We start from the raw sequence: 15017 nt of genomic DNA, 5'->3' as shown, positions 1-15017 counted from the left end.
ATTTTCCATATAAAAAGAATATTCCTGGAATATCAAGAGTTATATAACGCTCAACAGGAGAGATTTAGCTGAAACCTTTTAATCCCAAATAACTATTAAGTGTTACCGTTCGCACCCGATGTAGGGTAATCAAATTTTGTTGTTCGAGGGATTTAAATGACCGGCTAACGGTTTCAATTTTAAGGTCGAGATAACTGGCAATTTCCTCCCGGGAGAATGGCAAGTGAAGCGTCGTTTCTGGCCTGCCAATACGTAAATGCATCTCGTAAAACTCCACCAGAAAAGCAGCGATCCTGGCCTCAGCATGTTTATTCGCATAGCGCCGCAGTTTTTCAACAATGAATCCATTGTCCCTGCAGAGAAACTTGATGACTGCGGCAGCAACCGACGGATCCTTTTCTGCTACTTTGAACAACCGCGCAATATCGATATGACATACCTCCGCAGCCGTTGCCGCCTTAATCGTTGTCAGGTACTTCCCCCCTTCGACAGCATCCAGCGCCATGATATCTCCCGGAACATAAAATCGACTGATAAAATCGTTATCACCGCATTCCACGCTGGACTTGCAGTATCCCTCGTGAATAACAAAAAGCATGTTTGCGGCTTCATCCTGCCGGGCGAGTATCTCCCCTGCTTTAAACCTTCTTCTTTTGTCTATTAATCGGTGTTGATTATCACGATCAATTGCCGCTCCCTTTGGACACAGCGAACAATGGCGGGGGGGAAACGGGTTGCCGAGCGGCACTACAGGAATGCGATGTTTGTGAATATCCGATTTCACGCAACAACTCCTCATAAAAATGAGACTGATTCTAATAGATCGGGCCATGGGAACAATACATGAACTGAAGACCAGGAAAATTCATGCTGGCAGGGAAAATTCTGTGATACATCGCCTTTCTGGCACAGGGACGCATGGGTCAAAACCAGACTGATGATGTTAAAACGCAGGATAGAAAAATGTGGCAGTGGAGTGAAGGTTAGAATTAACAGGGCGACGCCTTAATAGCCTTGAAAATCAGAGTGCTATTATGGAATCGCCCGTTTTCAATTACGCACGGATCGTGTCGTCGCCGAAGCCAACCCATTTGTATGTAGTCAGTGCTTCCAGCCCCATTGGGCCACGCGCGTGCAGTTTTTGCGTACTTACCGCCACTTCCGCGCCCAGTCCAAACTGGCCGCCATCGGTAAAACGAGTAGAGGCGTTAACGTACACAGCTGAAGAATCGACTTCATTCACAAAACGATCGGCGTTGCGTAGCGTACGCGTCAGGATCGCATCGGAATGCTGGGTACCATGCTCGCGGATGTGGGCGATGGCATCATCCAGACTGGTGACGATTTTCACGTTCAAATCCAGCGACAGAAACTCGTCGTCATACTCTTCAGCTTTCACCGCAACCACATTAGCAGGTCCAGCCTTCAATGTAGCCAGCGCCATTTCGTCTCCGTGCAGAGTTACGCCGCTTTGTGCCATCTGCTGGCTCAATGCTGGCAGAAAACGCGCGGCGATATCCTGATGCACCAGCAGAGTTTCTACGGTGTTGCAGGTACTCGGACGCTGGGTTTTGGCATTGACGATAATCTTCAGGGCCGGGGCGATCTCCGCGGTATCATCAACATAGATATGACATACGCCAATGCCGCCGGTGATGACCGGGATAGTCGACTGCTCACGACACAGCTTATGCAGGCCCGCGCCACCGCGAGGGATCAGCATATCGATGTACTTATCCATCCGTAGCATCTCAGCGACCAGTGCGCGGTCCGGGTTATCAATCGACTGTACGGCAGCCGCGGGTAAACCGCAGGCTTCCAGCGCCTTTTGGATAACCGCCACGGTGGCGGCGTTCGTCCGGTAGGTCTCTTTCCCACCACGCAGGATCGCGGCATTGCCGGTTTTCAGGCACAGGGAGGCAACGTCAACGGTGACGTTTGGGCGCGCTTCATAAATTACGCCAATCACGCCCAGCGGGACGCGACGACGCTCCAGACGCAGACCGCTGTCCAGCAGCCCACCGTCAATCACCTGCCCGACCGGGTCGGCGAGATTACACACCTGGCGTACATCGTCAGCAATCGCTTTCAGACGCGCTGGCGTCAGGGCCAGGCGGTCGAGCATCGCATCGCTCAGGCCATTGGCTCGCGCCTGCTCAACATCTTGTACGTTCGCGCTGAGGATGCTTTCGGTTTGCGCTTCCAGCTCATCAGCAATGGTTTCCAGTACGCGATTTTTTTCGCGACTGGAGAGCAGCGCCAGCTTATATGACGCGGCTTTGGCAGCAATGCCCATTTTTTCCAGCATATGCCTGTTCCTTAACGGGTGATCATGTCATCACGATGGACAGCGACCGGGCCGTATTCGTAGCCCAGGATGGTGTCGATCTGTTGTGAGTGATGTCCGGCAATACGGCGCAGCGCATCGCTGTTATAGCGGGTGACGCCGTGGGCAATATCGCGCCCTTCGAGATTGCAGATGCGGATCACTTCACCACGAGAGAAGTTGCCTGTCACGCTTTTAATGCCTTTTGGCAATAATGAGCTGCCGCGTTCCAGAATCGCTGCGGTAGCGCCCTCATCAACAGTAATTTCTCCGGCAGGCGGCGCGCCGAAGATCCAGCGTTTACGGTTCTCCAGTGGAGATGCCTGAGCATGAAAACGCGTCCCAACGGAAACGCCTTCCATCACGTCGCCAATGACGCCCGGTTTGCTGCCTGCGGCAATTATGGTGTCGATCCCAGCGCGGCACGCGACATCGGCGGCCTGCAGTTTAGTCCCCATGCCGCCGGTTCCCAGACCCGAGACGCTGTCTCCGGCAATGGCGCGCAGCGCATCATCAATACCGTGCACGTCTTTAATCAGCTCCGCCTGCGGATTGGTGCGCGGATCGGCGGTGAACAGCCCCTGCTGATCGGTCAACAGCAACAGCTTATCGGCTCCAGCCAGAATTGCCGCCAGCGCTGAGAGGTTGTCGTTATCACCCACTTTAATTTCAGCGGTCGCCACCGCATCGTTCTCATTAATGACCGGAACGATGTTGTTATCCAGCAGCGCGCGCAGCGTATCGCGGGCATTGAGGAAGCGCTCTCTGTCTTCCATATCCGCACGCGTCAGCAGCATCTGCCCGATATGAATACCGTAAATCGAGAAAAGCTGTTCCCATAGTTGAATCAGTCGGCTCTGCCCTACCGCTGCCAACAGCTGTTTCGAGGCTATCGTTGCCGGGAGTTCAGGGTAACCAAGATGCTCACGTCCGGCGGCAATCGCGCCTGAGGTAACAATAACAATACGATGCCCTGCGGCATGGAGCTGCGCGCACTGGCGAACCAGTTCTACGATGTGGGCGCGGTTCAGGCGGCGGGATCCGCCCGTTAACACACTGGTGCCAAGTTTTACCACCAGCGTCTGGCTGTCACTCATGATTCTCTGCCATTCAAAATTGGGGAAAATGATATCAAACGAACGTTTTAGCAGGACTGGCCCCGGTTGCCAACAACCAGCGCACAAAGCATGAAATTTTATTGCGCAGGATCAGCAAGCGTAGCGGCAGATTTTGACGCATTTATTACAGAAACAAAAAAACATCCTTTTTTAAAAATATTCTTACTTTGTCATAAAACGTTCATTGCCAGACGTTAAAAACCCTCCTGTCTTTTAACGGGGATCACACCCAGTGAATATTAGCGCGTACTTTTAATCAGGAATGAAAATGAAAAAGAGCACTCTGGCATTAGTGGTGATGGGAATTGTTACGTCGGCATCCGTACAGGCAGCGGAAGTGTATAACAAGAACGGTAATAAGCTGGACTTATACGGCAAAGTAAAAGCCATGCATTACATGACGGATTATGACAGCAAAGATGGTGACCAAAGCTATATCCGTTTAGGTTTTAAAGGCGAAACGCAAATTAACGATCAACTGACCGGTTATGGTCGTTGGGAGGCTGAATTCGCCGGCAATAAAGCTGAAAGCGATTCTAACCAACAAAAAACACGTCTGGCCTTCGCCGGTGTGAAATTAAAAGATTTTGGCTCGTTTGATTATGGTCGTAACCTGGGTGCGCTGTATGACGTGGAAGCATGGACCGATATGTTCCCGGAATTCGGCGGCGACTCCTCCGCACAAACCGATAACTTTATGACCAAACGTGCCAGCGGCCTGGCAACTTACCGTAACACCGACTTCTTCGGCGTCGTGGATGGCCTGGATCTGACCCTGCAATATCAGGGTAAAAACCAGGACCGCGATGTGAAAAAGCAGAATGGCGACGGTTTTGGTACTTCTGTTACCTATGACTTTGGCGGCAGCGATTTTGCGGTGAGCGGCGCTTATACCAACTCCGATCGTACTAACCAGCAGAATCTGCAAACTCGCGGTACAGGCGATAAAGCAGAAGCTTGGGCAACTGGCTTAAAATATGATGCTAACGATATTTATATTGCAACGTTCTATTCTGAAACGCGCAATATGACGCCAATTTCCGGTGGCTTTGCTAATAAAACACAGAACTTCGAAGCGGTAGTTCAGTACCAGTTTGACTTTGGTCTGCGTCCGTCACTGGGTTATGTGCTGTCTAAAGGGAAAGATATTGAAGGCGTCGGCAATGAAGATCTGGTGAATTATATTGATCTCGGCGCAACGTACTATTTCAACAAAAATATGTCCGCGTTTGTCGATTATAAAATCAACCAGCTCGATAGCGATAATAAGCTGGGCATCAACGATGATAATATCGTTGCCGTCGGTATGGTCTACCAGTTTTGATATAGCATAAAAAAAGCCGGATGGGGTTGCGCCGCCATCCGGCTTTTCACTGTTCATTATGCCGTTAACTTAACCGGTTCATCCTTAAAGTCGTCAGCAGGTTCCAGCGCCAGATTCAGCGTCGTTAACAAGCCAAGTAATTTTTCATGGAATTCACGTAAGGTGTATTCCAGTCGCTCTACCACTTCAGTCTCTTTCACCGGCACCGCAGTCCAGTTACCGTCTTTATCAAACAAACCAAACTGATAACTATACGTGAAGCGTTTTTCCTGCGCCTCCAGTTCCATCCACCAGCCCCAGAACTCGCGTTTCTCAGGGGCCGGTTTCACGTTGACGCAAACAGCCAGACAATCGAAAAAAAATCGATTATCTTCGCACTGCCCTTCCCGGATGTACGGGCCAAGCGCGGTGAATTTCTTGATCAATCTACTTTTCGGATGCCCACTCGGTAACGTCATTACGATCTCCTTAGGTGAAGCACCTGTTTTACCAAATCGATAAAATTTAGCAAACTTTTAACACAATCTCTGATTGATCCAACTGGTTATTTCCTGCAACCCTTTGTCAAAATTGCGATACACCGGATTGAAGGGGATCTCCAGTAGCTTACCGTCTGAAGATGAAGATGTGATTAAACGTGACTCTTCTTCCGGGCTAAACGGGTCGTTCTTCCAGAACCCCGAAAGCATTGGCGTCGGGCAGCGTCGCCCCAGCAGGCCCTGCACTTTTAATGAATAGCGATTAAGCTCAACGCGCAGCGCTTCATCGGAGGCGTCATGCATCCCCAGGCGGCTAGCCAGTACATCAAGATACATTTCCGGGACGCTCGCCTGACGCTGCGGGTCACTAAGCAGCGCATGAACCACTGGTCCCAGACAGGCCACCGCCTTCAGACGTGATGATTCCAGATATGCCAGACGTACCGCTACGTTAGCGCCAAAGCGGAAACCGAAGGCCGCCACGCGAGTGTGATCCACCCAGGGAACATTAGGCAGCGCTTTTAATACATGCTGATGCAGCAGGCTGGAATCCTGAGTCAGTTTCCATTTTGATGAGAACCCAACTGACGGCATATCCAGCGTCAGCATGGCAATGCCACGCGGAGCAAAGTAGCGCTCATACAGACTGTAATAATCCGTTTGCATGGAATCGAGGCCACCGCACATCAGCACCGTCGGGAACAGACCGTCGCCTTTTGGCATATGCAGGAATCCAGTGATTGGTGCGCCGCCGGTAACGGCAAATTCCATCTCGCGCAATGTCCCCGGCAGTCGCTGCGCGGCCTCTTCATAGGCGCGATTGGCCAAAGCCTGTGCCTGTTCTGCCAGCTCATCGCCTTTCAGGTGTGGGTAAGCGGCAATGTTGTACAACGTAGACGCATGCAGCCAGTGGCGTCCGCTCACCTGCGGATCCTCTTCCATAGACGCTTTCTGTTGCCAGTCCATCGCCTGCTTCGCCCACTCATAGATCCAGTTCCCACCGCGATAGCCGATAACCGTATCGTAGAGTTCTTTATCCGTACGTTCGGCTTCGCTCATCACGATACGTGCCTGCACCTCAAGGATTTCACGCGGGTCGACGCCACGCCAGATCCACATCAGACGATTCACCATGCGATACCAGTGGGGAATGGTTTTACCATCCAGGGCAGATTGTACGGACGGCTGCGCGCCGTGATTAAAACGACGAACCAGCGTTGACGTTTCAGGGTGTTTGAAGCGGGGTTTAAACAGGACTTCGCTGAGGTTAGCCTGTGACATGATTGCAGCCTCCATGAGTACTCACTAAGGCATAGTGTAACCTGACACTGCACAAAAAGAACAACGCCCGGCAGTTGCCAGGCGTTGAAAACTTTTTAGATTAGCGACCAGAGATCGGCGGGACGAACACCACGCCCATATCCCACGGCTGTTCAATCCAGGTATCCTGAGGGATATCAACAACATAATCATTCACCAGCGGGCGACCTGCCGGCTTAGCGAAGATAGTAACGAAATGCGCTTTAGGATACATTTCGCGGATCGCAACGGCGGTACCACCGGTGTCAACCAGATCATCGATTACGATGAAACCTTCACCGTCGCCTTCGGCACGTTTCAGCACTTTCAGTTCGCGCTGGTTGTCGTGATCGTAGCTGGAGATGCATACGGTATCGACATGACGAATACCCAATTCACGCGCCAGCAATGCGCCCGGTACCAGACCACCACGGCTAACGGCAATAATGCCTTTCCATTGTTCAGAAGGCATCAGGCGGCTTGCCAGTTTACGTGCATGGATCTGCAACATGTCCCAGGTGACGACGTATTTTTCGCTCATGTGAAGTGTCCCAGCCTGTTTATCTACGGCTTAAAAAGTGTTCGAGGGGGAAATAGGTTGCGCGAGATTATAGAGATCTGACGCACTAAAAACCAGTGTTTCGCGGAATCCGCGCCTCTTTTTGCATGCTTTATGCTAGCCGTCAGCGGAGAAAGTGGTATTCTCAATCGCATCGCGCAAGCCTGACTTGTGGTGTTTTTAATTCTGCTAACCCCGTGGCCTGCAAGCAAGTTTTGTAGGACATCGCCAAGGAGACTCAACGTGTCTGAACTGTCTCAATTATCCCCGCAACCGCTATGGGATATTTTTGCCAAAATCTGTTCTATTCCTCATCCGTCCTATCATGAAGAGCAGCTCGCTGAACACATTCTGAGCTGGGCCCAGGAAAAAGGTTTCCACGTCGAGCGCGATCAAGTCGGTAATATCCTGATTCGCAAACCCGCTACCGCAGGCATGGAAAACCGCAAACCGGTCGTTCTGCAGGCGCACCTGGATATGGTCCCGCAGAAAAACAACGACACCGTGCACGACTTCACCAAAGATCCTATCCAACCTTATATTGATGGCGAATGGGTAAAAGCCCGTGGCACCACGCTGGGTGCGGATAACGGTATCGGTATGGCGTCCGCGCTGGCCGTTCTGGCTGATGACAGCGTGGTACATGGTCCTCTGGAAGTGCTGCTGACCATGACCGAAGAAGCAGGTATGGATGGCGCGTTTGGTCTGCAGGCTAACTGGCTGCAGGCAGATATCCTGATCAACACCGACTCAGAAGAAGAAGGTGAGATCTACATGGGTTGCGCAGGCGGTATCGACTTTACCTCTAACCTGCCGCTGTCCCGTGAAGCAATCCCTGCTGGCTTCCAGAGCTTTAAGCTGACGTTAAAAGGCCTGAAAGGCGGCCACTCCGGCGGCGAAATCCACGTGGGTCTCGGTAACGCGAACAAGCTGCTGGTACGCTTCCTGGCGGGCCACGCTGAAGAGCTGGATCTGCGTCTGGTTGATTTCAACGGCGGTACGCTGCGTAACGCAATTCCGCGTGAAGCCTTTGCCACCCTGGCCGTGGCTGCAGATAAAGTTGATGCGTTAAAAGCGCTGGTCACCACCTATCAGGAAATCCTGAAAAACGAACTGGAAGCCAAAGAGAAGAACCTGGCTCTGCTGCTGGATGCCGTTACTCAAGACAAAGCCGCGCTGACCGCTGAGTCTCGCGACAGCTTTGTGCGTCTGCTAAACGCCACCCCGAACGGTGTTATCCGCAACTCCGACGTCGCCAAAGGCGTGGTAGAAACTTCCCTGAACGTCGGCGTTGTAACGATGACTGACGACAACGTTGAAATTCACTGCCTCATCCGTTCTCTGATCGACAGCGGTAAAGACTACGTGGTGAGCATGCTGGATTCACTGGGTAAACTGGCTGGCGCGAAAACCCAGGCAAAAGGCGGATATCCAGGCTGGCAGCCGGATGCCAACTCTCCGGTTATGCACCTGGTTCGTGAAACCTATCAGCGTCTGTTCAACAAAACGCCTAACATCCAAATCATCCACGCCGGTCTGGAATGTGGTCTGTTCAAGAAACCGTATCCAGATATGGACATGGTTTCCATCGGGCCAACCATCACCGGTCCGCACTCTCCGGATGAGCAGGTTCATATTGAAAGCGTCGGCCATTACTGGACGCTGCTGACTGAACTGCTGAAGTCTATTCCGGCGAAGTAAGTCTGCGCTAAACGCCGGATGGCGCTGTGCTTATCCGGCCTACATGCTGATTTGTAGGCCGGATATAGTTTTTACGCAGCCATCCGGCAATACATCAACATCACAGCCCCAACAGTAGTTGCCTTTCCAGCTGTGGATCCAGCAGCGTGACGTGTAATCCCACCAGCCTTACGCCCCGGCCTCCCCGGCGTTCATTCCAGGTTTTGCGCGCCGTCGCAATTAAGTCATCTTTACTTAAGCGCGGCCAGACGTGCTCCTGCGTGGTTTGCTGAAAATCATTAAACTTGAGTTTTACTCCCTGCCGGGCGATCAACAGATCCGGTTTTACCTTGGCCAGACGTCGTTCCAGTTCGGGATATAGCCGCTCAATAATCTCCTCACATTCAGCCCACTCATGAATATCTTCTGCCAAAGTACGCTCGACGCCGACTGATTTGCGCAGTCTGTCATTGTTGACGTCGCGTTCATCAATGCCCTGGCTGCGTTCCCACAACACGCGACCAAACTTACCAAAACGTTTGAGCAACATGGCCAGGTCGTATTTCTGAACATCCTCGCAGGTTCGCAACCCCATCGCTTCCAGCTTAGCGGCAGAGACTTTGCCAACGCCGGGAATTTTGCCTAACGGTAATGTTCTGAGAAATTCAGGAACATCGGCAGGGGTAATCACATATTGCCCATTGGGTTTGTTGAGATCGGAAGCTATTTTTGCCAGAAATTTGACCGGCGCAATTCCGGCAGAGGCGGTTAACTGTAGCTCGGTAAAAATTGTCTGGCGGATCTCCTGAGCGATCAGCGTAGCTGATCCATGGCAGTGAGTGCTGTCAGTCACATCCAGATAGGCTTCATCCAGCGAAAGCGGTTCTATCAGCGAGGTATAACGGGAGAAAATAGCCTGAATCTGGCGGGAGGCTTCTTTATAGGCCTCGTAACGACCAGGTAATAACGTGAGATGCGGGCACAGTTTTAACGCCATTCCGGTCGGCATTGCGCTACGCACACCAAATTTGCGCGCCGGGTAATTGGCCGTGCTGATGACTCCCCGACGTTCACGACTGCCGCCAATAGCAATGGGAATATCACGCAAGGCGGGGTTGTCGCGCATTTCCACCGCCGCGAAAAAGCAGTCCATATCGACATGTATGATTTTGCGCATCGCTCGCCTCCCACAATACTGTTTAAGTATACAGTATTTTTATATTGTGAGAAGTCTGTTTATGCCTTACGCCGGACCATTCATGACGAAGCGTGCATCGCACAGGTAACGCACGATGTCCGTGATCTTATGTTCTGCGGGATTACCCGCCGTACTGACAAAAAGTTTATTCACTTTGCGAATCTTTGCCCGCAGCAATTTTTCGATGGTCATCAGGCGAAATGCATCATTTTCCACGCAGAAAAGCTCATAGTCGCCCAGACGTTCTCCACAAATTTCACAATGATTCATCCAGTAACGTAGCCCGGTAGTTTTACTTTTATCCAGATAGTAATTGCTGGCTTTGATGTTCTTTTGTATCTCTTCAGGCAGAGAATTAATGTGGAACAGAAAGGTATTCCGTCGAATAGATTGCCAGCCTTTGCCATCCTGATCTTTTCTGATAAAGCGGGTAAACATCACCCCGTGAATATGGGTGAGCTGGTGGCAGCTCCAGCAGTGCATCTTCGAGGTAATCACCAGATAGTACGGCGCAACGATGTTAAAACTGTCGGTGTTGTAGACATAGTCACGAAGCCCCTCATTTAACACATGAGGTTCGGTGTACCAGATACCTGAAACCGGGTCGAAATGCGCGCCCTGACAAGCCCCATCAGTGACATTATCAGTATGAATATCCAATGGAATAATATGGGTTACATCTATCACATTACCTTCCTGAGGGATAATTTGCCCCCACGTTGCGTGGGGGGCGGAAAACAGAATTAATGAGTGACGGGAACAGAGGGCTGACGTAAAGAAGTCACCTGCTTTTGTTTGTCCAGCTTATCAACCAGTGGCTGAACCACTTTCTCGCCGTGCTGACCAAAATATTGATACAGCGTATCGGAAGCACTTTGCGTTAACACCATGATCTCAATACGGCGGTTGCCTGCGCTTTCCGGGTTTTTCGCATCCAGCAGCATTTGGTCCGCCATGGCGCTAACCTGCATGACTTTATCCTGCGGCATGCCGGCATCTTCCAGCACGCGTCGTGCTGACAAAGCACGGTCGCCGGAGAGATTCCAGTTGTTGTAAATGTTGCTCTTATAGCTCATCGCATCCGTATGTCCGGTAATGATGAGCTTGTTGTCCAGCGAGTCAAACACGGGGGTCAGCTCAACCAGCAGCGATTTAAAGAACGGCATAATTTTGGCGCTGCCGCGTTCAAACATATTCCGGTTCTGGTCATCTTTAATCAGTACGCGCAACCCCTGAGGAACAATCTCCATCTCGAGGTTGGTTTCCATATGTGCGTTGCGGGCAATGACGTTAATATCGGTCGCCAGCTCGCCCAATTCACGCGCTGATTTTTGCTTCAGCAACACCGCTTTTTCATTTACATCCAGCGCTTTTTTGGCGTTATCTTCTGTTATCTTCGCCGTCTCTTGCGGGGTAACCGTTTTATCCAGCTTGTTGCGCGTGACGTTTTTCTTCTGCGCACCCGGCGCTATCGGCTGCTTGCCCAGCTTGTTTAAAGGTGCCATACCGCCACCGTTAAAGATTGACTGGCCGTGCAGCGCCGCCACAATATTTTCTCGGTCAGCCTTGCTGACGCTGTTCACAATCCACAGCGTCATAAACAGCGCCATCATCGCCAGCGTAAAGTCAGCAAAGGCGACCTTCCACGCCCCGCCATGATGACCTGCATGATGCTTTTTAATTTGTCGGCGGATAATGGTGGTTTTCGCGCCGCGATCGCGACGATTTGGCCCCTTCCTCATGCTTATTCCTGCTCCAGCATCGCATTAACCCATGCATCCAGATTGGCGAAAGTGGGTTTAGAGGCCAGATGGAGAAGCTTACGGCCAGCATCGACCGCCAGTAGCGTCGGTTTACCGCCCGCTTGCGCCACCAGCACGGTACGTACGCATTCGAGCAGCGAATGCTCTGCCCGCGCCTGCTGTTCCATGGCGTTTGCCAGCGGGTCCATCAGACAATAACAGATAAATACCCCTAAGAATGTCCCCACCAACGCCGCCGCCACTTTCAAACCGATAAGCGCAATGGAGCCATCGATGGACTGCATGGTGATGATAATGCCCAATACCGCAGCACAAATGCCGAATCCAGGCATCGCCTCTGCGGTACGCTGCAAGGAGCGCGAAGGGGTTAACAAAGATTCTTCCGCGGTATCCAGTTCCTGATCGAGGATCCCTTCCAGTTCATGGGCATCGATTTTACCCATCGCCATTAGACGGAAGTTAACCATCCTGCGTGTCGTACATATTGACTCTCTATTCTTTTACTAAACCGGTCGCTTACATAAACGCGGCCATACTCACTTTCATGGTGTACGTTTCAATCAGCGTATTGGTGTACTCTTCCAGGTAGCGTTCGTAATTGGTGTTATAGGTTTCAGTAAGCTGATCGCTTTCGTCCTGGATTTTGCTCTGCTGATCCTCAATGTTGTCTTCACGCATAGTGATGATGCCGGTACTGGAGTCCAGATAGCTGTCCATCAGGTCATCCATCTGCGCGACCATGCTGTCATCACCGACAAAAATTGACGTCAGACCATCCGGGTTCGCTTCCATCGCTTCGTTAAACTTATCGGAGTCAATTTCTAAATGGCCGTCGGAATCGAGCGAGATGCCATAATCAACAATCGATACGCCGTCGTAGTAAGAGTGGGCGATATCGTCAAGTTGGTTGGTTAATGAACTGAGCCCGGCGTCACCCGCAAAAACACCAGGATTAGAACCATCACCGCCATTGCTGGTTAATGAATCTACTGTGTCGACAAGGGTGTTATAGGCATCAACAAAGGTTTGTACTTTTGCCTGTGAGGCGCTGGAGTCTTCTGCCACGGTAATCGTCGTGACATCGCTGGTATCGTCTGGATCGCTGACCTCCGTAAAGGTCATGGTCACACCGGGAATCACATCATCGAAGGTATTACTGCTGCTGGTGATGGCCGGCCCATCCTTACCTCCCAGATTAATTACAGCATCTTGTGGAGTCGTCATCGCAGTTTCCGGACTGGCAATGACCGTGCCATTAACTGTCGCCGTGAATCCCCGTTTCGATGAATGGCATAACCATACTTACGATACCGCACTGCCAAAAAGCGTGAAGCTAAATGCGAAAAAGCAGACCATCCTGTATGCGCCAACCTATGGCGCGCTAAGCTCGCTCCCCCATTGGGCACAACAGCTCAGCCGATTAAGCCATGAATACAACGTCGTCACCAAACTGCACCATGGCACTCTGCACAGGCCGGAAGAAAGTGCCTCGCTGGTGCTGGCGCAGCGCTACTTAAAAAACCGAATTGACGATCCGCTGCACCTGCTGGCGCTTATGGCGCAGGCAGATTACGTCCTGACGGACAGCAGCGGCTTTATTTTTGATGCCATTCATATGAATAAACGCGTCATTTTACTGAGCTGGCCAGAGATGACCTCGCTGCTGGATGGCCAACAAAGTTTTCCACAAGCTTGGGGATCATGCCAAACGCCGATGGCGGATAGCCTTTCGTCGCCGGAGGTTCCCCCAGCGACAGCGCAATCTCGCGCTGCGCCATGGCATAACGGGTTAACGAATCCACCAGCAGTAAAACGTGATGTCCGCGATCGCGAAACCAGGCCGCGATAGAGTGGCACAGCTCGGTGGCTTTCAAACGCATCAATGGCGACTCATCCGCCGGAGCCGCGACAACGATAGATTTTGCCAACCCTTCCGCGCCCAGCGAGTGATCGATAAATTCCTTCACCTCACGGCCACGCTCACCAATTAACCCCACCACCACGATGTCGGCCTTGGTCTGGCGGGTGATCATCCCCAACAACACGCTTTTTCCCACGCCGCTGCCGGCCATCAAGCCCACGCGCTGGCCTTTGCCGATAGTTAACAACCCGTTGATTGCTTTTACACCTACATCCAGCGGTTGGTTCACCGACCGACGCGTGAGGGGATTGATAGACGGTGCCTGCGGCGGCAGCACATCATTGCCGGTCAGACGGCCTTTGGCATCCAGCGGTTCGCCCAGGCCATTGACCACCCGCCCCAGCCAGCTTTCGCTAATCAGGATCTCCTGAGCTTTTTCTTCGGGGAATACGCGCGCGCCCGCCATCAGTCCGACGGGGTGTTTGAAGGGCATCAGGTAGGTGATATCACGATTAAATCCCACCGCCTGCGCGTCGATCAGCGTATGGTTGGCGCTTTCAACGCGGCATAACTGGCCCGTTACCAACGGGCAACCCACGCTCTCCAGCAAAATACCGTTCACGCGCACCAGTCGCCCGGCTACCCGAGCTAAAGGGATCGACTCAATGGAACGCAGCGCGTTGTCGAAGCTAGAAAGATCACTCACCCGTCGGCTCCGGCAGCAGCGACTCTTTGAGTGCCGACATACATTGCTCGAGTCGATGCTCGCAGCCAATATCCAGCTCGGATTTATCGGTAATCACCCGGCATTCGCCCGCCTGCAGTTCGGGAGATGGCGTCAGTCCCCATGCAGCGACCTTCTCAGGAGCGGCATCTTTAATGCGGTTAAATTCTTCGTTACTCAGCAGCACCTGTAGCGACTCAGGCATCGCCGGAAAGGCCGAAATAGCCTCTTCGACCAGCGATAATAGCTGCGTCGGTTGCAGCGCCAGCTCACAACGAATCACCTGGCGGGTAACCTTTTCAACCAGCTGCAACAGGTCTTCCCGCTGTTTGCGCTGAACGTGCGCCAGATAGTCATTCACTTTGCCGGAGATAGCCTCCAGCGGCTGGGCGGCTCGTTCAAACTGCTTGCGCCCTTCCTGCTGACCCGCAAGGCTACCTTCGGTATATCCCTGCCGCGTCCCCTCCTCGTGGCCCTTTTGATGACCTTCCTGAAAGCCCTGCTCCTGGCCTTCTGTCATCCCTTGTTCAAAACCTTTTTGCAGCCCTTCCTGGAAACCGTCCATCAGTTGACGCTGATAATCCGCCGGTGTGATCCCCGGCGTAAGCTGTTCAGCCTGCAGATGGCGCTGGCGAGGAGGAAAGCGGTGCAGCCGGTAACGACCACGAATGGTTTCAATTGCCATG

The 15017-nt window shown here is 52.2% G+C and carries 12 protein-coding genes and 4 pseudogenes; 3 read left to right on the top strand and 13 right to left on the bottom strand.

What is annotated here, in order from left to right; translation table 11 throughout:
• Window positions 1–64: 64 nt before the first annotated feature.
• The 3 genes from E6P06_RS08770 to proB all read right to left on the bottom strand — a co-directional run bounded on the left by E6P06_RS08770 (window position 65) and on the right by proB (window position 3423).
• The gene (locus E6P06_RS08770) at window positions 65–784 is read right to left on the bottom strand and encodes a Crp/Fnr family transcriptional regulator (protein WP_016149621.1); all 720 of its coding nucleotides are present in this window, start codon (window positions 782–784) and stop codon (window positions 65–67) included.
• Between the two features lie 270 nt (window positions 785–1054).
• Window positions 1055–2308 (bottom strand): glutamate-5-semialdehyde dehydrogenase, encoded by a 1254-nt coding sequence (proA, locus tag E6P06_RS08765; protein ID WP_003031370.1) that lies wholly within the window; start codon window positions 2306–2308, stop codon window positions 1055–1057.
• A gap of 11 nt (window positions 2309–2319) precedes the next feature.
• A complete protein-coding gene (proB, locus tag E6P06_RS08760) occupies window positions 2320–3423 on the bottom strand; it encodes a glutamate 5-kinase (RefSeq protein WP_003031373.1) in 1104 nt (367 codons plus the stop codon).
• 289 nt (window positions 3424–3712) lie between these two features.
• Here proB and phoE point away from each other — a divergent pair, with 289 nt between their 5' ends.
• On the top strand, window positions 3713–4768 hold the full coding sequence (phoE, locus tag E6P06_RS08755; protein WP_003843783.1) for a phosphoporin PhoE: 1056 nt from the start codon (window positions 3713–3715) through the stop codon (window positions 4766–4768).
• A gap of 56 nt (window positions 4769–4824) precedes the next feature.
• Here the strand turns inward: phoE and crl are convergent, their stop codons facing one another.
• The 3 genes from crl to gpt form a co-directional block, all read right to left on the bottom strand.
• Window positions 4825–5226, bottom strand: coding sequence for a sigma factor-binding protein Crl (gene crl, locus E6P06_RS08750; protein ID WP_003031376.1), 402 nt, complete (start codon window positions 5224–5226; stop codon window positions 4825–4827).
• A 57-nt stretch (window positions 5227–5283) separates the two neighbouring features.
• Window positions 5284–6528, bottom strand: coding sequence for an esterase FrsA (frsA, locus tag E6P06_RS08745; RefSeq protein ID WP_139935126.1), 1245 nt, complete (start codon window positions 6526–6528; stop codon window positions 5284–5286).
• A gap of 100 nt (window positions 6529–6628) precedes the next feature.
• Complete coding sequence (gene gpt / locus E6P06_RS08740) at window positions 6629–7087, bottom strand: xanthine phosphoribosyltransferase (RefSeq protein ID WP_003031380.1); 459 nt, start codon at window positions 7085–7087, stop codon at window positions 6629–6631.
• A 261-nt stretch (window positions 7088–7348) separates the two neighbouring features.
• Here gpt and pepD point away from each other — a divergent pair, with 261 nt between their 5' ends.
• On the top strand, window positions 7349–8806 hold the full coding sequence (gene pepD, locus E6P06_RS08735) for a cytosol nonspecific dipeptidase (RefSeq protein ID WP_044714353.1): 1458 nt from the start codon (window positions 7349–7351) through the stop codon (window positions 8804–8806).
• A 100-nt stretch (window positions 8807–8906) separates the two neighbouring features.
• Here the strand turns inward: pepD and dinB are convergent, their stop codons facing one another.
• The 5 genes and pseudogenes from dinB to fliD form a co-directional block, all read right to left on the bottom strand.
• Window positions 8907–9962: a DNA polymerase IV gene (dinB, locus tag E6P06_RS08730; protein ID WP_003031382.1), complete on the bottom strand. Its 1056-nt coding sequence runs from the start codon at window positions 9960–9962 to the stop codon at window positions 8907–8909.
• Window positions 9963–10028: 66 nt separating this feature from the next.
• Window positions 10029–10670, bottom strand: coding sequence for a hypothetical protein (locus E6P06_RS08725; protein WP_003838789.1), 642 nt, complete (start codon window positions 10668–10670; stop codon window positions 10029–10031).
• 56 nt (window positions 10671–10726) lie between these two features.
• On the bottom strand, window positions 10727–11725 hold the full coding sequence (gene lafU / locus E6P06_RS08720) for a putative lateral flagellar export/assembly protein LafU (RefSeq protein WP_044714350.1): 999 nt from the start codon (window positions 11723–11725) through the stop codon (window positions 10727–10729).
• A 2-nt stretch (window positions 11726–11727) separates the two neighbouring features.
• Window positions 11728–12207: pseudogene (locus tag E6P06_RS08715) on the bottom strand (MotA/TolQ/ExbB proton channel family protein); the annotation flags it as partial.
• 55 nt (window positions 12208–12262) lie between these two features.
• A pseudogene (gene fliD / locus E6P06_RS08710) lies at window positions 12263–12961 on the bottom strand (flagellar filament capping protein FliD); the annotation flags it as partial.
• Window positions 12962–13007: 46 nt separating this feature from the next.
• Here fliD and E6P06_RS08705 point away from each other — a divergent pair.
• Window positions 13008–13430: pseudogene (locus E6P06_RS08705) on the top strand (CDP-glycerol glycerophosphotransferase family protein); the annotation flags it as partial.
• On the opposite strand, the pseudogene fliI reads toward E6P06_RS08705, so the two are convergent.
• Together fliI and fliH are read right to left on the bottom strand one after the other, a co-directional pair.
• Window positions 13426–14313, bottom strand: a pseudogene (gene fliI / locus E6P06_RS08700) (flagellum-specific ATP synthase FliI); the annotation flags it as partial. The pseudogenes E6P06_RS08705 and fliI sit on opposite strands and share 5 nt — an antisense overlap.
• On the bottom strand, window positions 14306–15016 hold the full coding sequence (fliH, locus tag E6P06_RS08695) for a flagellar assembly protein FliH (protein ID WP_046669745.1): 711 nt from the start codon (window positions 15014–15016) through the stop codon (window positions 14306–14308). The gene fliH and the pseudogene fliI, both read right to left, overlap by 8 nt.
• Window position 15017: the final 1 nt, after the last annotated feature.

The organism is Citrobacter sp. CF971 (assembly GCF_006385635.1).
Lineage (GTDB): Bacteria > Pseudomonadota > Gammaproteobacteria > Enterobacterales > Enterobacteriaceae > Citrobacter > Citrobacter freundii.
The sequence above is the reverse complement of the archived record's forward strand: the minus strand, read 5'-3'. Positions and strand labels throughout refer to the sequence as shown.